The organism is Streptomyces sp. NPDC086554, assembly GCF_040686095.1.
Taxonomy (GTDB): domain Bacteria; phylum Actinomycetota; class Actinomycetes; order Streptomycetales; family Streptomycetaceae; genus Streptomyces.
In genome coordinates, this window is the sequence record NZ_JBFBJK010000003.1 from 407,688 (window position 1) to 428,665 (window position 20,978).

The window sequence follows — 20,978 nt, forward strand, 5'->3', positions numbered from 1 at the left end:
GGATTCACTTCAACGAAAGACTTGAAGTCATGAATCCGGCAGACAAGGAAATCTCCGGGGCACAGCTGCGCCCCGACACCACTGACGCCCGCCCCACTGCGGTGGGGCAGGCATCCGGCCCCCGCCGCTGGTGGACCCTCCTCGCGGTCAGCGCCGCCCAGCTCCTCGTCGTCCTCGACGGGACCATCGTGAACATCGCACTGCCCTCCGCGCAGAGCGCGCTGGGGATGTCCGACGCGAGCCGCCAGTGGGCCATCACCGCGTACGCGCTGGCCTTCGGCGGGCTGCTGCTGATCGGCGGACGCGTCAGCGGGGCGCTCGGCCACCGGCGTACGTTCCTCATCGGTCTCATCGGCTTCGCCGCGGCGTCCGCGCTCGGCGGGGCCGCGGCGAACCCCGGGATGCTGTTCGGGGCGAGGGCCCTGCAGGGAGCGTTCGCCGCGGTGCTCGCGCCCGCCGGGCTCTCCCTCCTCACGATCACCTTCTCCGAACCGGGGGAACGGGGCCGGGCGTTCGGCGTGTTCGCCGCGGTGGGAGCCGCCGGATCGGCCGTCGGCCTGGTCGCAGGGGGACTGCTCACCGAGTACGCGAGCTGGCGCTGGTGCCTCTACGTCAACGTCCCCGTCGCGCTGTTCGCCGTACTCGGCGCGGCCTTCGTGCCACGGGACCGCCCGGTGCGCGGGGCGGGCAGGCTCGATGTGGCGGGCGCCCTGCTCAGCGCCACGGGCTTCGCCGCGATTGTGTACGCCTTCAACGAGGCTGAGCCGCGCGGATGGGACGCGCCGCGGGTCCTCGCCCTGCTCGTGGCCGGCGTCCTGCTGCTCGTCGCGTTCGCGGCCGTGGAGGTCAGGGCGCCGCAGCCGCTGCTGCCGATGCGGGTGCTCCTGGACCGTGCGCGGGCCGGGGCGTTCGTCGCCATCACCCTGCTGTTCGTCGCGATGTTCGGCTTCTACCTCTTCATGAGCTACTACACGCAGACGGTCCTCGGCTATGCGCCGGTCAAGGCGGGCCTGACGCTGATCGTGAACGCCGTGGCCGCGCTGGTCGGCGCGACGCTCGTCGCCGGGCGGCTGCACGGACGCGTCGCACCCGCGGCGCTGATCCTGCCGGGGCTGCTCGCGGCGGCCGCCGGGATGTTCGTCCTGACCCGGCTCACCGCGCAGAGCACGCACGTCCTTCCGGCGTACCTGTTGCCCGCGTTGGTCCTGACGGGCCTCGGCCTCGGCTGCGTCATGCCGCCGACCGCGAGCCTGGCCACCGCGGGAATGCGCCCGCAGGACATCGGAGCCGCGGCTGCGGCCTACAACGCGTCGCAGCAACTGGGAGCCGCACTCGGCACCGCCCTGCTCAACACCGTCGCGGCGAGCGCGGCCGCCTCCTACCTGGCGTCCCGGGGCGACGCCACGCCGACGGCGGCGTCCGTGCACGGCTATGCGGTGGCCCTGACGGTGGCCTTCGGCATCCTCGTCGCGGCCGCGTGCGTCACCGCACCGCTCATCGTCCGGGGGCGCCGGCCCGCAGTCCGTCCATGACGAGGTCGAGGAGCCGTCCGGCGCGCGCCTGCCAGTCGCTGTGCGGGTCGATCTGCCAGAGGCCCGCGATGGCGAGCATGAAGTCGTCGGGGGTCACGCCGGGGCGGATGGTGCCGGCTTCCTCGTTCGCCCTCAGGAGGAGCTCGACGGCCGAGGACAGCGAGCCCTTGCTCATTCCGATCAGGGTGCCCTGCGCGAGGGTCGCCTTGCGCATCGCGTCCGCAAGGCCCGCCTTGGCCATCGCGTACTGCGCGAGCCGGCCCATCCAGTCCCGCAGGGCCTGGTCGGGCGCGCGGGTCTCGAGCAGTTGGCACGCCGTGTCGCAGACCTGCTGGACCTCGTAGCGGTAGACCTCGAGGACGAGTGCCTCGCGGTTGGGGAAGTTGCGGTAGAAGGTCCCCTGCCCGACGCCCGCCTTCTTCGCGATCGCGCTCAGCGGGGCGTCGGCCGATCGCGTCAGCTCCGCGAGGGCCACTTCCAGGATGCGCTCGCGATTCCGTTGCGCGTCCGAGCGCAGCTGTGGGTCCTTCTGCTCCCGCACTCGTCCTCCTCCCGGGAATCACGGTGTGGGCCGGTTCGTTGCAGCCCGTGCCGGCCTTGCTAAGCGGACAGCTGTCCGCTAAATTCAATTCTTGCGGACAGCTGTCCGCTTAGGCTCACCATACCGGCAGAATCGGCCGGCGGGGACGGCCGGTCGCGATCCGGCCGACCGCCTGCTCGCCGCACGTCATCGGTGCCGCAGCCGGCACCCCTACGTACAGCGCCATCTCCTCCCGAACTCACCGTCGGGATCGCCTCGTTCCACGCTCCCGCTCTTGAGCGGCAGTTGCTGAAGAAGCTGACAGAAGCGAAAGAAGGCTGATCGTGGCTCCATCGACGTCCAGCGCCATCACTTTGAACATCAACGGCGAAAAGCACACGCTGCCCGTCGACCACCGCACCACCCTGCTCGACGCGCTGCGCGAGCGCCTCGATCTGACCGGCACCAAGAAGGGCTGCGACCAGGGCCAGTGCGGCGCCTGCACGGTCCTGATCGACGGCCGCAGGGCCGTCTCCTGTCTGCAACTCGCGGTCGCCGCCGAAGGCCGGGAGATCACCACCATCGAAGGCGTGGCCGACGGCGATCGGCTGCACCCCGTGCAGCAGGCCTTCCTCGACCTCGACGGATTCCAGTGCGGCTACTGCACGCCGGGACAGATCTGTTCGGCCATCGCGGTGATCGAGGAGCACGCCGCAGGCTGGCCGAGCGCCGCGACCGCCGACGTACGGCCCGATGCTGTCGTGCCGCAGCTGACGGCCGACGAGATCAGGGAGCGGATGAGCGGCAATCTCTGCCGCTGCGGCGCGTATGTGTCGATCGTGCAGGCGGTCGCCCAGGCGGCCGCGAACGAGACCGCGGGCAGTACGGAGGCTGTGGCATGAGGGAATTCGACTACCGGCGCGCGATCGACGTCCCCGGCACGGTCGCGCTGCTCGGCGCCGACCCCGACGCGCGCGTTCTCGGCGGCGGCACCAACCTCGTCGACCTGATGAAGACGGGCGTGGAACGGCCCGCCCTGCTCGTCGACGTCCGTGAGCTGCCCCTCGACCGGATCGAGGTCACCGACGACGGCGGGCTGCGGATCGGCGCGACCGTCACCAACAGCGACCTCGCCGCCCACCCCGAAGTGCGCCTCCGCTACCCGGCGTTGGCGCAGGCCGTGCTCGCCGGCGCGTCGGGACAGCTGCGCAACATGGCCACGGTCGGCGGGAACCTGCTCCAGCGCACCCGCTGCGGCTACTTCACCGATCTGTCGAAGCCGTGCAACAAGCGCGCCCCCGGCAGCGGTTGCCCCGCCATCGAGGGCGAGCACCACAACCACGCCATCCTCGGCGCCTCCGGGCACTGCGTGGCCATCCATCCCTCGGACATGGGGGTGGCGCTCGCCGCCTTCGACGCCGTCGTCTCGTACGAAACGTCCGACGGGACCGGCGAGTTGGCGCTCGCCGAGTTCTACCTCCCGGTGGGCGAGACACCCCACCTGGAGACCGCGCTGCCGTCCGGCGCGCTGATCACCGGCATCACCCTGCCCCCGGCCCCGGTCGCCGCCGTCTCCCGCTACCGCAAGGTGCGCGAGCGCGCGTCGTACGCCTTCGCGATCGGCTCGATCGCCGCCGCGCTCGACGTCCAGGACGGCGTCGTACGCGAAGTGCGCCTGGCCTTCGGGGCGGTGGCGTCCCGGCCGTGGCGGGCTCTGGAGGCCGAGCGTGTGCTGACCGGGGGCCCGGCGACCGCCGAGGCGTTCGCCGCCGCCGCGGACGCCGAACTGGCGGCCGCGCAGACGCTGCCCCACAACGGCTACAAGGTGACGCTGCTGCGCAACCTCGTCGTCGCGATGCTGACCGAGCTCACCGAGGAGGCAACCCGATGAGGGCGCAGTCGATGCCGACCAGGACGACCACGACCAGCGCGGTGACGGGCGGCGCCGTCGGCGCCTCGTACACCCGCGTGGAGGGCCGCGACAAAGTCACCGGAACGGCCAGGTACGCGGGGGAGATCCCCTACGCCGAACTCGCCCATGGCTGGCTGGTGTTGTCCACCATCGCCCGCGGCCGCATCCGCTCGATCGAGTCGGACGCCGTCCGCGAGATGCCCGGCGTCCTGGCCGTGCTGCACCACGGCAACGCGCCGCGCGTCGACGGTGACTACTTCGGCATGATGGGGAAGCCCGACCCGATCGTCGAGGTCTTCCAGCACGACCGGGTGCCGTTCGTCGGCTGGCCGGTGGCGCTGGTCGTCGCCGAGACCTCCGAGCAGGCAAGGGAGGCCGCCGAGGCGCTGGTGGTGCGGTACGACGAGGAGCCGCACGACATCGCGTTCTCCTCCGGACACCCCGACACCTACACGCCGGACGGCGAAGGCCACCTGATGGAGAAGGGCGACCTGGAGGCCGAACTCGCCGCGTCCGCCCATGTCGTGGACGAGGAGTACACCACCCCCGAAGAACACCACAGCTCGATGGAACCGCACGCGGCGATGGCACGCTGGGACAGCGGACGCCTCGAAGTCGTCGACTCCAACCAGGGCAGCACCTGGGTCGCCGAAGAGCTGGCCAAGCTGTTCTCGCTCGACCCGGCCTCGGTACGGGTGCGCTCCGAACACATCGGTGGCGCCTTCGGATCCAAGGGCCTGCGCGTGCACCAGATCCTCGCCGTGATGGCGGCGACCGTGCTCGACCGCCCCGTCAGGGTCGTCTTCACCCGCCGTCAGATGTTCTCGCTCGTCGGCTACCGCAGCCCCACCGCACAGCGCGTCCGGCTCGGCGCCGACGCCGACGGGCGGCTGCGCGCCGTCGACCACCGGGCGCACAGCCTCACCTCGACCGTCCATGAATTCGTCGAGGGGAGCGCCGGGTTCGGGCGTCCCATGTACGCCACCGACGCCCATCACAGCGTCAACCGCGTGGTACGCCTCGATGTGCCGACGCCGACCTATATGCGTGCACCCGGTGAGGCTCCGGGCTCGTTCGCCCTGGAATCCGCGCTCGACGAACTCGCCGAGCGGAGCGGCATGGACCCGATCGCGCTGCGTGTCCGCAACGAACCGGACGTCGGCCCCCTCTCCGGACTGCCGTTCGCCTCCCGTAACCTGCTGGCCTGCTTCGACGAGGGCGCCCGCAGGTTCGGCTGGGCGGAGCGTGACCCGCGTCCCGGAGTGCGCCGCGAAGGGCGCTGGCTGCTCGGCACCGGCACGGCCGCGGCCACCTTCCCGGTGATCGTCATGCCGTCCACGGCGGCCATCACGGCGGAGGCCGACGGCACCTTCACCGTACGGATCACCGCGTCGGACGTCGGCACGGGGGCGCGGACCGCGCTGACCCTCATCGCCGCCGAAGCCCTCGACGTGGCGCAGGACCGCGTCCATGTGCGCATCGGCGACAGCGACTTCGGCCCGGCCGCGATCTCCGGGGGCTCGATGGGCACCCGCTCCTGGGCCTGGGCCATCAGGGTCGCGGCCGCCGACCTGCGGGAGCAACTGGCCCTGGGCGGCGACATTCCGTCGCAGGGAATCACCGTGCGCTCCGACACCAGCTCGGCCCTCGGCACCCTCTCCCAGAAGGAACGGCACTCCTTCGGGGCGCAGTTCGCCGAGGTCGCCGTGGACGTCACCACCGGTGAGGTGCGCGTACGCCGGATGCTCGGGATGTTCGCGGCGGGCCGGATCATCAACCCCCTGACGGCACGCAGCCAGTTGATCGGCGGCATGACCTGGGGCCTGTCCATGGCGCTGCACGAGGAGGCGGTGCGGGACCAGGCGACGGGCGGCCATGTCGGCGCCGACTTCGCGAGCTACCACTTCGCCGCCAACGCGGATGTGCCGGACATCGAGGCGGACTGGGTGGACGACCCGGACGCGGACGACCCCGTCGGCATCAAGGGCATCGGCGAGATCGGCATCGTGGGCGCCGCCGCGGCGATCGCCAACGCGGTCTGGCACGCGACCGGCGTACGCCATCGGGCGCTGCCGATCCGCCCCGACCGCGTCCTGGACGCGGCAGGAGCCCGGGATGCTTGACATCGCCGCCGACCTGGACCGCTGGGTGCGGGAGGGCCGGGCGTTCGCCGTCGCCACCGTCGTGGCGGTGGGCGGCAGCGCGCCGCGCCCGCCCGGCGCCGCCATGGCCGTCGACAGCGAGGGCACCGCCATCGGTTCGGTGTCCGGGGGCTGTGTGGAAGGGGCCGTGTACGACCTGTGCGTCCAGGCCCTTGAGGACGGCACGGCGGTGCGCGAACGCTTCGGCTACAGCGACGAGGACGCCTTCGCCGTGGGGCTGACCTGCGGCGGGGTCATCGAGGTCCTGGTCACGCCGGTGGCCGCGGACGTGCCCGCGAGGGCCGTGTTCGCGGCGGCGCTCTCGGCCGCCGCGCGCGGCGGGACAGCGGCGATCGCCCGCGTGGCCCAGGGTCCGGCGGAACTCCTGGGCCGGGCCCTGCTGGTGCGCGCCGACGGATCGTACGAGAGCGGCCTGGCCGGGCATCCGGATCTCGACCGGACGGTGGCGGGGGAGACCCGCGCGATGCTGGAGGCGGGCCGGACGGGCGAGTTCGTCGTCTCGGCGGACGGATCACGGTGCGGGGAGCCGCTGACCCTGTTCGTCGAATCCAGCGTGCCGCCGCCCCGCATGATCGTCTTCGGCGCGGTCGACTTCGCCGCCGCCCTGGTGCGCACGGGCAAGTTCCTCGGCTACGAGGTGACGGTGTGCGACGCCCGTCCGGTCTTCGCCACGCGGGCCCGCTTCCCCGAGGCCGACGAAGTCGTCGTCGACTGGCCGCACCGCTACCTGCGGCGCACCAGGACGGACGCCCGCACGGTCCTGTGCGTGCTCACGCACGACGCCAAGTTCGACATCCCGCTCCTGGAGGCGGCGCTGCGCATGCCGGTCGCGTTCGTCGGCGCCATGGGCTCGCGCCGCACCCACGAGGACCGCAACCGGCGGCTGCGCGAAGTCGGCGTGACAGAAGGGGAGCTGGCGCGGCTGCGCTCCCCGATCGGCCTGGACATCGGTGCCCGTACGCCGGAGGAAACCGCCCTGTCCATCGCGGCCGAGATCGTCGCGTCCCGCCGCGGCGGCACCGGCATGCCGCTGACCGGATCGGGCACGCCGATCCACCACGACGGGGAGGGCGGTTCGGCAGGGGCCGACGCGGCGGCGTGACGAGGCCGGGAGCCGTGGCTCCCGGCCGTATCCGCTGCTAGCGCTTGAGGCCGATCGCGGCGCAGGCCGTCTTGTACTCGGCCGTGCAGATCTCCGACGTCTTGTAGATGCCGTCCGCGATGACCGTGGACTTGATGGTGTCCTGGGTCAGGGGGCGGACCGACACCAGGAGGGACGGGATGTCCTTCGTGGTGGCGTTGTCGGACTGGTCGCCGGCCAGGGCATCGAACTCGACCATGCGGCCCTGGGCGATCCTGACCGCCATCTGCGCGGCGCCCACCGCCTCGTCGGGGTACGACTTGTAGACGCTCATGTACTGCTCGCCCGCGACGACGCGCTGCACGGCCGGCAGCTCCGCGTCCTGGCCGGTGACCGGGGGGAGCTCGGTGAGGCCCGATGCCTTCAGGGCCTTGATGATGCCGCCCGCCATGCCGTCGTTGGCGGAGTAGACGCCCGCGATGTTGTCCTTGCCGAGCGCGGTGATCGCGTCGTTCATATGGGCGCGCGCCGTCTCCGGCTTCCAGCCCTCGGTGTCGTACGACTTGGCGACGTCCAGCTGATTGCCGAGCTGGGAGAGCGCGCCTTCCTTGAAGACGGCGGCGTTCGGGTCGGTCGGCGAACCGTTGATCATGACGATCTTGCTGTTCTTGCTTGCGCGGCTCCCGAGCGCCTTGATGAGCCCCTGGCCCTGGACCTGGCCCACCAGCTCGTTGTCGAAGGCCACGTAACCGGAGACGGGCCCCTCGGCGAGCCGGTCGTACGCGATCACGGGGATGTCCGCGTCCTTCGCCTTCTTGACGGCCGGGGCGATCTTCTTCGCGTCCACCGCGCTGACCAGCACCACGTCGACCTTGTCGGCGACCATCTTGGCGAGCTGGCTGCTCTGCTTGGCGGCGTCCTGATCGGCGTTGGCGTAGACGACCTTGCCCTTGCCGTTGGTGAGCTTCTTGACCTGCTTCTCGATGATGGGGTGGTCGAACTTCTCGTAGCGTGCCGTCTCTGATTCGGGCAGCAGCAGGCCGACGGTGACGTCGTCGCCCTTCCTGTCGTCCTTGGTTCCGTCGTCGCTGTCGAACAGGCCGCCACATCCGGCGAGCGAGAGGGCGAGCACGCCCACGGTCACGACGACGGTGGCTTCACGTCTACGGGTTTTCATTCGTCCACTTCCTAGACCTGACCGCTTCCTTGCGGTCCGAGGTGGCTGAAAGCCAACCCGGCGACCCTCCTGACGTCAAGGAGTCAAGTGATAACGAGATGACAATGGCACCATGTGTTTCAGAGTTGAACTGTTCTGGATATGCCGGACCTGTGGGCGTCGAGGCGCGGGCGTCGGCTCGACGCGCGGGTGGCGCCGACCGGCGAGCCGACCACGCCGCGGGGCCCTCCGTGCCGTGTGCGACCGCTCCGCCAGGGCGGTTCTCCCCGCATTTCTCGTTCTCGCGGGAGAAATATTTAGCGTCTGACCGTGCCGTGAAGCTCATACCGTGCTACTGTTGATCGAAGTTGCAGTTGTGGTTCCCATAAGACTTCAAGTGCCTTAGGTGGATCTGATCCGCCGGGCACTTTTGTATTTCCGGTGCAGTTTTCCGGACGGGGCAATCAACGTGGCGACGCCGGGGTTCACACAGTGTGGACTCCGGGCTTTGCCCCGAAGGAGATTTTGGTATGGCTAACGGCACCGTGAAGTGGTTCAACTCGGAAAAGGGCTTCGGCTTCATCGAGCAGGAGGGTGGCGGCCCGGACGTCTTCGCCCACTACTCGAACATCGCCACCCAGGGCTTCCGTGAGCTCCAGGAAGGTCAGAAGGTGACCTTCGACGTCACGCAGGGCCAGAAGGGCCCGCAGGCGGAGAACATCCTCCCCGCCTGACGCTGACGCGTTGACACGAGGCTGGTGCCCGCACCGTGAGGTGCGGGCACCAGCTCGTTGCTGTTTACAGAGTTTTTCTTTTTTTCGGCTCGTACTTGCAATTCGTTCGGCTGGTTTTCGCCGAGAATTCCTCGATGCGTGCCATATCGAGGAAGGTTCTCCTTGAACCGTTCAGGTCGTACGAACGATCGCTATTCCGGCAAGTCCAATCCCCGCGGTTTCGCCGCGCAGCGTTCTCGTGGCGCAGGCGGCCGTCCCGGCGGGCAGAGCCGCCGCCCCGCCGCACCGCAGGGTGAGTTCGCGCTCCCCGTCACCGTCACCCCGGGCCTGCCCGCCGTCGAGGCCTTCGGTGACCTCGACATGCCGGACATTCTCCTGAAGACGCTGACCGGTCTCGGCGTGACGGAGCCGTTCCCGATCCAGGCGGCAACGCTGCCGAACGCGCTCGCAGGCCGGGACATACTGGGCCGTGGCCGCACCGGATCCGGTAAGACCCTCGCCTTCGGGCTCCCGCTCCTCGCCCGCACCGCCGGGCAGCGCGCCGACTCGAAGCAGCCGCTGGCCCTGGTCCTCGTGCCCACGCGTGAGCTCGCCCAGCAGGTCACCGAGGCGCTCACCCCGTACGCGAGGGCGCTGAAGCTGCGTATCGCCACCGTCGTCGGCGGCATGTCGATCGGCAGGCAGGCCGGCGCGCTGCGCAGCGGTGCCGAGGTGCTCGTCGCGACGCCCGGCCGCCTGAAGGACCTCATCGAGCGCCGGGACTGCCGCCTCGACCGGGTGGCCATCACCGTCCTCGACGAGGCCGACCAGATGGCCGACATGGGCTTCATGCCCCAGGTCACCGAACTGCTCGACCAGGTGCGCCCCAACGGCCAGCGGATGCTGTTCTCGGCCACCCTCGACCGCAACGTCGACCTCCTGGTCCGCCGCTACCTCCAGGACCCGGTCGTCCACTCCGTCGACCCCTCGGCGGGCGCGGTCACCACGATGCGCCACCACGAGCTGCATGTGCACGGCGCCGACAAGACCGCCGCCGCCACCGAGATCGCGGCCCGCGACGGCCGCGTGATCATGTTCCTGGACACCAAGCACGCCGTCGACCAGTTCACCCGGCACCTGCTGGGCAGCGGCGTACGCGCGGCCGCGCTGCACGGCGGCAAGTCGCAGCCGCAGCGCACCCGCACGCTCGCCCAGTTCAAGACCGGCGACGTCACGGTCCTGGTGGCGACGAACGTCGCGGCGCGCGGCATCCACGTCGACAACCTCGATCTGGTGGTCAACGTCGACCCGCCCAGCGACCACAAGGACTATCTGCACCGCGGCGGCCGCACCGCCCGCGCCGGCGAGTCCGGCAGCGTGGTGACCCTCGTCCTGCCCAACCAGCGGCGCGACATGAGCCGCCTGATGGCCGCTGCCGGGATCCGGCCGCAGATCACCCAAGTCCGCTCCGGCGAGGCGGAGTTGAGCCGCATCACCGGTGCGAAGGCGCCCTCCGGCATCCCCATCAGCGGCGCCGCGCCCACCGTCGAGCGCCCCAAGCGGGGCGGCGCGCCCTTCCGTGGGATGGGTACGCGTCCGGGGCGGGCCGCCGGCGGCTCGCGGCGGACCGCCGAGACCCGTGAGATGGCCGAGGCCCGCAAGGCGGCGCGGGTGCGGCGCAGCGCCTGACGTCTGACGCCTGATTCTTGACGTAGACCTTTCTTGACCTTCAGGTCAAGAAAGGTCTACTGTTCTGATCATGGGAAGGCCGAAGCAGTTCGATCCGGACGCCGCCGTCGAGCAGGCCATGGACGTGTTCTGGCGCAAGGGTTACGCCGCCACCACGCCGCAGGACCTCGTCGACGCGCTCGGCATCGGCAAGGGCAGTCTCTACAACACCTTCGGCAGCAAGCACGCCCTGTTCGAGCGGGCGCTGCGCCGCTACCGCGACAGTCAGGCCCTGGCCCTCATCGAGATGCTCGAGGAGTCGGGGCCCGTCAAGGAGCGGTTGCGCGCGGCGCTCTGGCGCCTCGTCGACATGGACCTCGCCGACCCGAACCGCCGTGGCTGCATGGCGGTGAACACCGCGGCCGAGCTGGCGGGGGTGGACGAGGTGGCGACCGAACTGGTGCGGCGGATGTTCGACCGCACCGAAGAGGCGTTCCAGGCGCTGATCGAAAAGGGGCAGCGGGCGGGGGAGATCGACCCCGCCCGCGACGCCCGGGACGTGGGGAGCCTGCTCCTGACGACGGTCGTCGGCCTGCGGCTCATGGCCCGCGTCGCCGAGGGGCCGGACCGTCTCTCCCGGGTGATCGACGCGACGGTCGACGCGCTCTGACGTACGCGAGCTCAAGTAACTGAGCGGAATCCAGGCCTGATTGAGCAACCTTCTGGCTGCCCATATTTTGTACCTCTAGTTCAAGAACTGTCCGAACTCCACTGAACTCCACCCAAAGGACCGGGGAAACATGAAGCTCGACCTGAACTCCAAGACCGCCGTCGTCACCGGCGCGAGCCGCGGCATCGGCCTGGCCACCGTCAGGACCCTCATCGACGAAGGCGTACGAGTCGTGGGCGCCGCCCGCACCATCACCCCCGAACTCAAGGAGACGGGAGCCTTCGCGGTCTCCGCCGACCTCAGCACCGCCGAGGGAGTGGCCTCCCTCATGGACGCCGCCTTCGCCGAACTCGGCGGCATCGACCTGCTGGTGAACAACGTCGGCGCCGGGGATGCGGTGGAGCCGGTCGGCTTCCTCGACACCGGTGACGCGCAATGGCAGGGCATCTTCGACCTCAACCTGCTCAGCGCGGTCCGTGTCACCCGCACCGCGCTGCCCAGCCTGATCGAGCGGCGGGGCGCGATCGTCAACGTCTCGTCCATCAACTCCCGGCTCCCCGCGGCCGGTCCCGTCGCCTACAGCGCGGCCAAGGCGGCGCTCACCGCCCTCGGCAAGTCCCTGGCCGAGGAGTTCGGACCGAAGGGCGTACGCGTCAACACGGTCTCGCCCGGCGTGGTGCGCACCGCCATCTGGGAGGACCCCGAGGGCTTCGGCGGCAAGGTGGCCGCCGGTGCCGGGGCCGAGCACGGCGCGTTCCTCGAGCAGATCCCCGACGCGTTCGGCATCACGACCGGGCGGATCACCGAAGCGCGCGAAGTGGCGTCCCTGATCACGTTCTTGCTCTCCGACGTGGCCGGGAACATCACGGGCGCCGACCATGTGATCGACGGCGGCACGGTGAAGACGATCTGACGCGACGGCGCTCAACTGTGGCGTCTGGCTGAGGGTTAGAGGCAGAGGGCCTGCGTCACTCCGGCCGTACGTTCCCCAACTCGGCCCGGGTCCTTGCACCTTGGGCGAGCAGCCACCGTACGACGTCGTCGGCGTCCTGGGTGCGGGCGATGTCCAGGGGTGTCATGTCGTCGTAGCCGATCCAGTCGAGATCGGCTCCCTGCTGGAACAGGCGCCGTGCGGTGGGGAGTTGGCCGCCGTGGCAGGCGCCCCAGAAAGCGCTGGTGATCGCCGGTTCCGTGGGCGGTTCGGGTGCGGTGAGGAAGGCCTCGACCTGGTCGAGCAGGCCCAACGTTGCCGCGTCCTGGAGGTCCGTACGGGCGCCGTGCTCCAGCAGGCGGCGGGCGGCACGCCACTGGCCGAAGCCGCGGGCGTCGGCGAGCGGGGTGCCGCCGCCGATGACGGCGCCGGTCGCCTCGATGTCGGCGCCCGCGGCGATCAGCGCGTCCAGGGCGATGACGTCGTCGTTGCTCGCAGCCCAGTGGAGCGGCGTCTCGGCGTGGGAGCCGACGAACCGGGCGTTGGGGTCGGCGCCTGCCGCGGCGAGGGCGGCGATGACCTCCGGGGCCTGCGGGTAGTGCCCCGGCCAGTCGGTCGCGATGTGCAGCAGGCTTCGCCCGCCCGCGGCTGAACCTTCCGTGGTGATGGTGCCGGCGGCCAGGCCCGGGTGATCGGCGAGGAGTCGGCGAAGCGCCTGGACGTCGCCCTTCCGGATCGTCTCGGTCACCGTGATGGCAAGCGGGTCAAGGGAGTTGAGATTCTTCACGAGGTGGTCGGCTTCCTGCTCTGGCCCTCTCGGGCGGCCTGGTCCAGACCTATTGACGGCAGGTCTGGACCACTTTACGGTGTGGCGCACCGCACCACATACGTCTCCAGGCATACAGTCCAGGAGGTCAGCGTGTCACCCAGAACCTCTCGCCGCTCCCAGGTTTCCCTGGCCACGCTCCGCGCGCCGTCCCGGCTGTTCGCGGTCGGCCTGGCGATGGTCGTCGCCGTGTCGACGCTCGTCGGTGCCGCGCCGGGCCCGTCGCAGGACGGCCGCACCGCCCAGGGCCGCCGTACCGTCCAGGACGAGACCTGCGCGGTCAAGTCGAAGCCCGCGGGTAAGGTGCTCCAGGGCTACTGGGAGAACTGGGACGGCGCCGCCAACGGCGTACATCCGCCGTTCGGCTGGACCCCCATCACCGACACCCGCATCCGCGAGCACGGCTACAACGTCATCAACGCCGCATTCCCCGTCATCCGCTCGGACGGCACCGTCCTGTGGGAGGACGGCATGGACTCGACGGTGAAGGTCGCCACGCCCGCCGAGATGTGCCAGGCCAAGGCGGACGGCGCCACGATCCTGATGTCGATCGGCGGCGCGACGGCCGGTATCGACCTCAGCTCGAGCACGGTCGCCGACCGGTTCGTCGAGACCGTGGTGCCCATCCTGAAGAAGTACAACTTCGACGGCATCGACATCGACATCGAGACCGGCCTGGTCGGCAGCGGAAACATCACCAACCTGTCCGCCTCGCAGTCCAACCTCATCCGCATCATCGACGGCGTACTCGCGCAGATGCCCTCCAACTTCGGCCTGACGATGGCCCCCGAGACGGCGTACGTCACCGGAGGCAGCGTGACGTACGGCTCCATCTGGGGTGCCTACCTCCCCATCGTGAAGAAGTACGCGGACAACGGCCGCCTCTGGTGGCTGAACATGCAGTACTACAACGGCAGCATGTACGGCTGCTCCGGAGACTCCTACTCCGCCGGAACCGTCGAAGGCTTCACCGCCCAGACGGACTGCCTGAACAAGGGCCTCGTCGTCCAGGGCACCACAATCAAGGTCCCCTACGACAAACAGGTCCCGGGCCTGCCCGCCCAACCCGGCGCGGGCGGCGGCTACATGGCCCCGAACCTGGTGGCCCAGGCGTGGAACCACTACAACGGGGCGCTGAAGGGCCTGATGACGTGGTCCATCAACTGGGACGGGTCCAAGGGGTGGACGTTCGGGGATAACGTGAAGGGGCTTCCCTAGGCGTGAGTCTTCACCGAAGAGTCCTGGTCGGGGAGGGCGTTGGCAGGGTCGCCGCAGAGCGGATGAGTGAGCGGAGCGTGCTGCTGCGACTTCACCATTGAGCGCAGCGTGGCTGGCATGGGCCTCGCCGTGCACTCTCCGGACGTGTCCATCTACACCAGCCCGGTGGGCCGTTGGCTCACCCCGGCAGCCGGTCGGAATTCAGTTTACCTGCGGACGTACTCGCGGCGGCGGGCTGCGGGACCTGGGTGCGACCCATGTCCTCGACCGCTTCGGCGAGGGCAATCAGGGCGCACCGTCGGGCTTTGTACGTGCCTTCCTACGAGCGGAAGTGGCGCCGCGCCCCCTTCAGTTGGCGGGCCGTCAACAAGCGAAACCGCGGAAGGGTGCTGCCGCAGCACTGACTGACCCCGGCACAGTTGCGTCGGGCCATGTCTGAAGAACCAGCGGATTCCGGCTTCTTCCAGCGACAGAGAGTCTCTGCAGGAGGAGGCCGGACGATGCCGAGTACTCACCTCCTGCGCTGACGCGGAGATTCAGGCGGGGGCTGGCTGGCGCAGGCTGTCGTCGGGTTGATCGTTGAATACAGTCGATCAGAGGAAGCCGTCGTCGTGACAGCGGCGCCCGAGAGTGAGTCCTACCCGGACTCGCACCCCGCCCTCGTACGAGCGGTGAGGTCAGCCTCCCGACTCGGCCGGACTGCGCCCGGACTGACACTGCCCGTTCGACGGACTGGAGATCGGTGACCTGGGCGAACGCGACCGACTGGGATGAGCTGTTGTCGCCGACCGCGATCCTTGCCCTTCTCATCCACCGCGGCCGCATGCCGGACATGCAGCCGGCCCTCCCAATCGCGCGCCTCCGGGGTCTGCTTCCCTTCGACCACATCGAGTTGAGGCACGCCGACGTCCAACTCTTCATCCCCCCGGTGCCCATGCCGTTCGACGTCGACGTCGGGGGGCGTCTTATGAGCTCGCAAAGCGAGACGCCGGACGGGCGACCTACGTCGGCGGCACACAAGGGGAGTGGCTTCGCGGCGAGTTGGCCTGCGTTGTACGCGAACTTCTCGTCTGGGCCGTGGCCGCGCGGGGGCGCCGCCGGAGTCTTCTGTCTTGATGTCCGGTGACTCCGGGCGTCGGTCCAGATGCCGACTGCCCTCGAGCGTCCGAGCGTGCTGTGGACAGACGAGCCACATCCCCGTCCCGCCATCGCCACAACCCAACCGATGGGAGTGCACGGCAGAGCCGTCGACGGTGCGTGCATGGTCAACAGCGAAGGTCACGTGCAACTCATGAACTCGAAGGTCCGCGGCAGTGAGCTGGTCCCCTGGAGGAGGTGCGTCGCCTGTCCGGGGGACTCCCTTCCAGGGCCAACACGGCCGCACCTCACCGCGCATGCTCCGAATGGTGCCCCGACGATCGCGCGCCGGGGCACACAGAATCGATGAGATCACTCGCAGGACATGGTCACGCTTGCCCGGAAGATGTGGCCGTAGTTCGGGTCGTCGAAGACCTCGAAGACCTGGGGCTCACCATCGAGTTCACATTGGAACCTGCCGTCCCCGCTCGCCGAGACTTGGGCGTCGTCGATCGCGCCCTGGACCGCGACCTCGGCTGTCGGCCCGCGGCCGGCGCCGCAGTAAAGTGCTGCCGAGCCGGCGGTTGCGGGCGTAGCGACGGCCAGCAGGGCGGCGACTGCTCCGGCTACGAGGAGCCCACCCCGGGTCGTCCATCTGGTTGGTCGCAGCATCTTCGATCCCTGCCCTTCAGCGGTCGGCCCCGTCGTATGACGGGGATGCGGTCGCGTACTCAATCAGTGATACGGACGCCGCATGCCATGTGTTCACCGCCTGGCCGTAGGCGGTGAGCGCGAAAGGGACGCTGTTCCCAATCAGGAGACGATTGAGGTTTGTGGATGGCGTGTCGGGGAGCGAGGGACTTCCGGGTGTCAGCTGACCTGGGGCGCTCAGTGCCTGCCCTGCTTCCTCTCCGAGGACATCGACGGCCATGCCCACTTCGACGCCGCCACTGCCGGGCGACGGGAGTTGACGCTCCGAGAGGTCAAGTGCGCGGAGGTGTGGGCCTCTTCGGCGAGTCCACTCTGGTCGAGTCCATGGACGGCTGCTGCCGTGACCCTGCTTCCCCAAGCTCGACCCCTGCGACACCGACAGCCTCGCCGAGCAGTTCCAGCGCGTCCTGCCCCACACCAAGGTTCAAGTCCTTCGTCACCCAGGAACAGGACGCCGTCGTCGACCCCAAGGCCATCGGCGGTGGCGACCACACCATGTTCGTCGCCTCCGACCACGCCGACGCCAAGCAGGCCACCACCGAGCTCCTCACCACGTACGGCTGGACCGACGTCCTCGACCTCGCCCTCGGCATGGACCACCACTTCGGCGTCAAGGTCATCCGCAACTCCCATGAGACAAGCGTGAATGCCCATGTCATGGAGCTGTCCAGGCCGCCGGAGGCCGGACTGTGTGTCGGTCAGGTTCGAGGAGGCTCGTCAGGTACGGCCGTTTCGGTGGCCGCCAGGTGGGCGCCATGGCTAAGGGTGGGCAGGCCGTAGAGGGAGAACTTTCGTCCGCCGGGCGGGCCCGAGGCGAAGCCCATGCACAGCTGCGGTTCCCTCGCCCGGGGCCCGTGCAGCACGGCAAGGCCTTCGGGCTCGCGGTGCGTGAGCCCGTAGCCGGCCTGGGACTTGTGCTCCTGCACTACCGCCCCCGTGCGCACGTCGATGCAGTGCAGCAGCACCGTGTTGTCCGGCTCTGAGGAGCGGTTGGCGTCGCGGCCGGAGCCCATCAACTGGTACGCGTAGTCGCCGTCCAGTGTCATGCCCTGAAAGGGCAGGCCGAGGTCCATGCCCGGCTGAACGAAGTCGATCAGCGGCCAGAAGACCCCGGCAGTGAAGGCGTCCAGGTTGTAGAGCGCGTAGCGACGGCGCTCGGGGAGCCCGTGGCGCAGCAGCAGACGGCGGTTGTTCAGGTCAAGGGCGGCGCAGTTGGCGGTCGAGCCGGGGTGCGGGCGGTAGACGGTCACACGGCGGTCGGCGCTGTGCAGCACGGTGTTCTCGGCGTACGGGAAGCGGCCGATCGCGCGCCCGAACCCGGAGGCCGGGTTGGCATCGCACTCGACCCACAGCGTGACGGCTCCGCCCCGGCTGCGGCGGGAGCTGTCCACGCTGATCGCGGTGCCGTGGCCGAAGCCCTTGAGGTACATCTTGCCCAGCACGTCGCCGCGCATCGACAGCCGGTTCAGGCAAAGGTCACCGGCAGCGCGCCGCTCAGCATGATCGTAGGTGCGCGATTCGCCCGGGAGCTGGACCTCGCTGGGGATCACCTGGAGCGCGTAGACGTGCCCGTGGAGCTCGTCGAAGGCGAAGGACTGCATCACCGTCGCGTGATGCAGCGTCTTCTCGTGGATCAGGCGGGCGCCGGAGTCGGCCAGGTTGAAGCGATCGCCCAGAACGTCCGGGGCGCTGTCCCGGCCAGCGGCAAGGGCCTTTGGGACGCTGAGCGCTGCTGTCGCAAGCACCGCACCGCTGAGACCGAGTACAGTTCTGCGGCTTGGCGACGTGAGGCCAGGCGCTGTCGATGAATCGGTAACCTGTCGAAGTCGCATTTCAGCACTTTCAACGCCCGTACACCTGAGTGGGGAACTGGCGCGCGGCGGTGCCGTGAAGTTCAGCCATTCGCTGTGCCCGGCTACGGCCGACCTCCGGGGGACAGCCGCGGCGGCATGGTCGGGAGTACCGGCAGACTCGTTGACATCCAATCCAGTCGCCGCAGGTCCGCCACGAATCTGAGACTGGCTGGTCAGACCGTTGGTCTGCCGTCGGCATCTTTGAACCGCACCTCTGATCCGCAGCCCTGGACGTTGCTGCCGGTGACGCCGCGCTCGGCGGGGCCTCGCCCGGCCACACGTACAGCGTTGTGCACACCACCAACACAACGGCCGATCGATCGACTACGGCATCACATGGGACACCACCTGCGTCAGGTGGTGTAGGTGATGACGACGCAGCCTGGGTTTCCGGTCTTGTCGCTGTCGCCGCCGCTGCGTTTGGTGCCGCATTCGGCTGGAGCGTTTGAGTTGCCGCTGGCCAGCGCACTGGCGGCGGCTTGGGAGGGCCCGGCGGCAAGAAGGCCGGTGGCCCGCCCATGCGCAGGGAGCGGACATCATCAGCCAGAGCACACCGGCGCACTACTCAACGTCGATCGACTACACCATCAGGCGGGACACGGCGGCGGAGCGCTGAGCATCGGCTTACCAAGGTGCCGGCCTGCTCGTCCGCGTTCGCTTCCGGGGCCATCGACTGAAGCGATGGAAGCGACGGCACAACAGCACCCACGTCAAGATCCGGTGCGTCGGCCACGAACCGCATCACCGACACCGTGAACGCCATCCTCGTCCTGCATCACGCGTCAGCATGAGGTTGGAAAATCCTCAGGACATCTCATGCCGCCGCGATTGCCTACTTGGGCGCGATCTTCCTGTAAAAGCAGACTCGGTCCTGTCCCGGACCGTCGTAGTCGATGCACACGGGCAAGCCGTCGACGTCGCGATCGCCCGGCTCGAGAGCGAACCCCATAGCCTGGTGAAACGCGATGGAACCGGTGTTGCCCGGCGAGGTGATCGCACGTGCCTCGCGGCGGTCGGCTTCGGCAGCGCGTTGGAGGAATGCCGTGTAGAGCCTGCGAGCGAGGCCCTGCCCGCGCAGTGTCGGATCGACTCCTACGAAGTGGATGTAGGCCTCCTCCTCATTGTCCGCGGCGTAGAAGCCGATGAGGAACGCTCTGATGCCTGCATCATCCTCCAGCACCAGACTGGTCCCGGAGAAGAACTGCAGGAAGAGCTTCGGCAGCAGCAGAGACAGTTCGCGGGCCTGAGCAGGCGTGCGGGAGTCACTCCACCACTGCTGGACGCACCCGACCATCGCACGGTGATCAGAGACGCGCGCCTGGCGCAGCTCGAGTGCCGCGTTCACTTCCGGCTCCTTTCGTCCTCCCCGACCGGAACGACAGGCCGCGAGGTCTTTACGATGTGCAGGGAATTCCGGTTGTCCGTCCGGGGTGTCGCGCGCCATCTCCAAGAGCAGCAGTCCCAGCCGGACGCCCAGTGGCCCCAACTCGGCGCGGTAGCGCCACAGGGCCTCATTCTCCCAGGCGAGCTCGGACTTCGGCCAACCCATGGCCGTGCGCAGCTCGCCCAACCGGCGCGCCGCTTCTGTACGTTGTCCCATCAGTGCGGCGATGGTCCGGTCCATACCTGCGATGAGGGCGCGTTGCTCTTCGACCGTGGAGCAGGAGACCTCCGTCATGAGAACGGATCCAGCGCTTCGTGGGCCTCGGCGAGGACCTCCCCCATGGTCGGCGCGGGTTCGTCGGCCACCGGTGTGGTCCGGATGACAACCGACTCGGCGATCTCCTGGACGCGCCGCACGGCCTCCTCACCGGTGGGTGCCTGCACCAGAACATGGCCACGCCTGTCGTCGGACCACTGCACGGGCCGGACGACGCCCCCGACCTCGGCCCGCACGCTCAGTTCCACCACCCCCTCCGCCGCTCGGGCGGAGTCGACTCCGGACACCTCTGTGATCCGGCCCGGCGCCACATCGAGGAACTGGACAGCCGCCCCGCCACGCAGCCGGGGGACCGGAACGGTGAAGTCCGGGTCGGCGGCCACCCGGAACGGCAGGGCCTCAAGGTCGATCCCGGTGGCCAGCTCGACGAGCTTGCTGATGCGGTCGCCTCCGGCTCTGCTATGTGACTCGATCACCCGCGGCCCCTGCGCCGTCAGCATGATCTCGGTGTGGGCCACACCGTCCACGAGGCCCACCGCGTCCAGCACTTCACAGGTGAACTCGCTGACTGAGGCCGTGTCCCGTTCGCCCAGCGGCGCCGGCACGACGTGCCCCTGCTCGATCAAGCCGTCCCTCGTGTCCTTCCCCGTGACCGCGAGGACGGTGTGGCGTCCGGCGAGGGAGAAGGTCTCTACGCTCAGCTCCTCGCCGGTCAGCAGCGCCTCGATCATGAACTCGCCGACGCCGTACGAGTCGATCCACTCCCAGATCTCGGACACCTCGTCGATCGAGTGGATCTTGCGCACGCCCAGACTCCCGGAGCCCATCAGCGGTTTGACGACCGCGCTGCCGTGCTCGGCCACGAAGGCGCGGAGTTCCTCGCGGGTGGTCCTTGGGGCGGCGGGAACGGGCCCGAGGCCCTTGTCGTTCAGCCGTTCCCGCAGCGCCAGCTTGTTGTGCAGGGTCCGGGTGACCTCCAGGCCGTTGCCCGGGAGTCCCAGGGTCGTGTTGAGGTGCCCGGAGATCACCTGCCCGATCTCGCTGTGCGTGATGATCCTGGAAAAGGGGTCGACGGAGTGGAGCGCCCGGGCCAGCTCCGTCACGAGCCGGATGTTCTGGAAGTCGAAGAGATGCAGCTGGGAGCAGTACTGAGCCACCTGCGGGTCGAATGTGCCGGGCTTCTCAAAATTCGTGACGCGCAGACCGAGGTTCGCCGCCTTCTCAAGAATGCGGGCGTTTCCGGCGAGAACAAGTATGTGAGGATGTGCCATTTCCTACCTCTTACCAG

Annotated in this window: 18 protein-coding genes; 11 read left to right on the top strand and 7 right to left on the bottom strand. The window is 69.3% G+C overall.

Annotation, left to right across the window (positions count from 1 at the left end; genetic code table 11):
- The first annotated feature begins 29 nt into the window (after positions 1–29).
- Positions 30–1,532, top strand: a complete 1,503-nt coding sequence (locus AB0O76_RS06865) for an MFS transporter (protein WP_365486203.1) — start codon at positions 30–32, stop codon at positions 1,530–1,532.
- Here the strand turns inward: AB0O76_RS06865 and AB0O76_RS06870 are convergent.
- Complete coding sequence (locus tag AB0O76_RS06870) at positions 1,495–2,073, bottom strand: TetR/AcrR family transcriptional regulator (protein WP_365486205.1); 579 nt, start codon at positions 2,071–2,073, stop codon at positions 1,495–1,497. The two genes, AB0O76_RS06865 and AB0O76_RS06870, sit on opposite strands and share 38 nt — an antisense overlap.
- A gap of 323 nt (positions 2,074–2,396) precedes the next feature.
- Here AB0O76_RS06870 and AB0O76_RS06875 point away from each other — a divergent pair, with 323 nt between their 5' ends.
- The 4 genes from AB0O76_RS06875 to AB0O76_RS06890 are packed head-to-tail and all read left to right on the top strand — an operon-like array spanning position 2,397 to position 7,228.
- Positions 2,397–2,954, top strand: coding sequence for a 2Fe-2S iron-sulfur cluster-binding protein (locus AB0O76_RS06875; RefSeq protein ID WP_365486206.1), 558 nt, complete (start codon positions 2,397–2,399; stop codon positions 2,952–2,954).
- Positions 2,951–3,943 (top strand): xanthine dehydrogenase family protein subunit M, encoded by a 993-nt coding sequence (locus tag AB0O76_RS06880; RefSeq protein WP_365486208.1) that lies wholly within the window; start codon positions 2,951–2,953, stop codon positions 3,941–3,943. Before AB0O76_RS06875 ends, AB0O76_RS06880 begins: the two co-directional genes overlap by 4 nt.
- Positions 3,940–6,087 carry a xanthine dehydrogenase family protein molybdopterin-binding subunit gene (locus tag AB0O76_RS06885; protein WP_365486210.1) on the top strand — a complete coding sequence of 716 codons (2,148 nt, stop codon included), beginning with the start codon at positions 3,940–3,942 and terminating at the stop codon, positions 6,085–6,087. Before AB0O76_RS06880 ends, AB0O76_RS06885 begins: the two co-directional genes overlap by 4 nt.
- Positions 6,080–7,228, top strand: coding sequence for an XdhC/CoxI family protein (locus AB0O76_RS06890; protein ID WP_365486212.1), 1,149 nt, complete (start codon positions 6,080–6,082; stop codon positions 7,226–7,228). Before AB0O76_RS06885 ends, AB0O76_RS06890 begins: the two co-directional genes overlap by 8 nt.
- Before the next feature lie 37 nt (positions 7,229–7,265).
- Here the strand turns inward: AB0O76_RS06890 and AB0O76_RS06895 are convergent, their stop codons facing one another.
- Positions 7,266–8,384, bottom strand: coding sequence for a substrate-binding domain-containing protein (locus tag AB0O76_RS06895; RefSeq protein ID WP_365486214.1), 1,119 nt, complete (start codon positions 8,382–8,384; stop codon positions 7,266–7,268).
- 509 nt (positions 8,385–8,893) lie between these two features.
- Here AB0O76_RS06895 and AB0O76_RS06900 point away from each other — a divergent pair.
- From AB0O76_RS06900 to AB0O76_RS06915, 4 genes are all read left to right on the top strand, one after another.
- The gene (locus AB0O76_RS06900) at positions 8,894–9,097 is read left to right on the top strand and encodes a cold-shock protein (RefSeq protein WP_150210372.1); all 204 of its coding nucleotides are present in this window, start codon (positions 8,894–8,896) and stop codon (positions 9,095–9,097) included.
- 162 nt (positions 9,098–9,259) lie between these two features.
- A complete protein-coding gene (locus AB0O76_RS06905; protein WP_365486216.1) occupies positions 9,260–10,765 on the top strand; it encodes a DEAD/DEAH box helicase in 1,506 nt (501 codons plus the stop codon).
- Between the two features lie 70 nt (positions 10,766–10,835).
- Positions 10,836–11,414 (top strand): TetR/AcrR family transcriptional regulator, encoded by a 579-nt coding sequence (locus AB0O76_RS06910; protein WP_365486218.1) that lies wholly within the window; start codon positions 10,836–10,838, stop codon positions 11,412–11,414.
- Positions 11,415–11,544: 130 nt separating this feature from the next.
- Entirely contained in the window at positions 11,545–12,327 is a 783-nt protein-coding gene (locus AB0O76_RS06915) for an oxidoreductase (protein WP_365486220.1), read from the top strand.
- Positions 12,328–12,382: 55 nt separating this feature from the next.
- Here AB0O76_RS06915 and AB0O76_RS06920 read toward each other — a convergent pair whose 3' ends face one another.
- A complete protein-coding gene (locus AB0O76_RS06920) occupies positions 12,383–13,132 on the bottom strand; it encodes an ankyrin repeat domain-containing protein (RefSeq protein WP_365486222.1) in 750 nt (249 codons plus the stop codon).
- 216 nt (positions 13,133–13,348) lie between these two features.
- Between AB0O76_RS06920 and AB0O76_RS06925 the strand changes: the two genes are divergently transcribed.
- On the top strand, positions 13,349–14,389 hold the full coding sequence (locus AB0O76_RS06925; RefSeq protein WP_365486356.1) for a chitinase: 1,041 nt from the start codon (positions 13,349–13,351) through the stop codon (positions 14,387–14,389).
- Positions 14,390–15,838: 1,449 nt separating this feature from the next.
- Here the strand turns inward: AB0O76_RS06925 and AB0O76_RS06930 are convergent.
- A complete protein-coding gene (locus tag AB0O76_RS06930) occupies positions 15,839–16,138 on the bottom strand; it encodes a hypothetical protein (RefSeq protein WP_365486224.1) in 300 nt (99 codons plus the stop codon).
- 315 nt (positions 16,139–16,453) lie between these two features.
- On the opposite strand from AB0O76_RS06930, the gene AB0O76_RS06935 reads away from it, so the two are divergent.
- Complete coding sequence (locus AB0O76_RS06935; protein ID WP_365486226.1) at positions 16,454–16,957, top strand: hypothetical protein; 504 nt, start codon at positions 16,454–16,456, stop codon at positions 16,955–16,957.
- Here the strand turns inward: AB0O76_RS06935 and AB0O76_RS06940 are convergent.
- From AB0O76_RS06940 to AB0O76_RS06950, 3 genes are all read right to left on the bottom strand, one after another.
- Complete coding sequence (locus tag AB0O76_RS06940) at positions 16,876–17,922, bottom strand: teichoic acid biosynthesis protein C (RefSeq protein WP_365486228.1); 1,047 nt, start codon at positions 17,920–17,922, stop codon at positions 16,876–16,878. The two genes, AB0O76_RS06935 and AB0O76_RS06940, sit on opposite strands and share 82 nt — an antisense overlap.
- Before the next feature lie 940 nt (positions 17,923–18,862).
- The gene (locus AB0O76_RS06945) at positions 18,863–19,708 is read right to left on the bottom strand and encodes a GNAT family N-acetyltransferase (protein WP_365486229.1); all 846 of its coding nucleotides are present in this window, start codon (positions 19,706–19,708) and stop codon (positions 18,863–18,865) included.
- Complete coding sequence (locus AB0O76_RS06950) at positions 19,705–20,961, bottom strand: ATP-grasp domain-containing protein (protein ID WP_365486231.1); 1,257 nt, start codon at positions 20,959–20,961, stop codon at positions 19,705–19,707. The genes AB0O76_RS06945 and AB0O76_RS06950 overlap by 4 nt, the downstream gene beginning before the upstream one ends.
- Positions 20,962–20,978: the final 17 nt, after the last annotated feature.